The sequence below is a fragment of the Paenisporosarcina sp. P4_D4 genome (assembly GCF_056401835.1).
The window spans coordinates 1-657 of the sequence record NZ_JBFUIO010000406.1 but is presented as its reverse complement, the minus strand read 5'-3'; the positions used below and the strand labels follow the sequence as shown (position 1 = coordinate 657).

Below are 657 nucleotides of genomic sequence, written 5' to 3'. Positions count from 1 at the left end.
CGCTTGGGTGGATTGAACAACCTTGGATTCATATAGGCGCGGCTATCACCATTTTAAGAGAAACATCATTAGGGTATACGAGTATTCTCGTTACCATCCTACTGATTGGTATGATGTATGTGTTTGCAACGACCTATGTATCTTATTTAACACGCAAGAAAGAATATAGCATATTTCTAGCACTTGGATGGCGAACGGGCATTCTTCGGAAAATGGTACTAGGAGAAGCATTATTTTATGTACTCCTAATTACACTAATAGCCATTATTTTAGAAGTAATTTTTATGCTAAATGGAAGCACATTTAACTTTAGCAAGATTGTTCTAGTTTTCAGTACGTCGCTAGTAATTTATGGTTTAGGTATAATTCTACCACTTATGCAAGTCGGTCGATTAAAACCATATCAAGGAATTAAATCAGGAGAAATAACCAATAAGTCTAAAAGGGTTTTTAGTAACCGATTGATGGTTGGGTTTGTTATGAACCAGGTATTGCAAAGACCTGGAAGAAACCTTTTGTCCATATTGGCGATTGCGTTACCTTCCACATTATTATCCTTTTATTTATACGTATCCTTCCGTTTAGAGGGAGTTTTATATACATCTTGGTTAGGCGAATTTGTTGCAGTTGAGGTAAACAAATCTCACTACTTGATTA

Annotated in this window: 1 protein-coding gene; it reads left to right on the top strand. The window is 35.8% G+C overall.

The genetic code is table 11. The features are described from left to right. On the top strand, nt 1-657 hold a 657-nt coding region (locus AC1DSL_RS19140), incomplete at both ends, for an FtsX-like permease family protein (protein ID WP_477533467.1).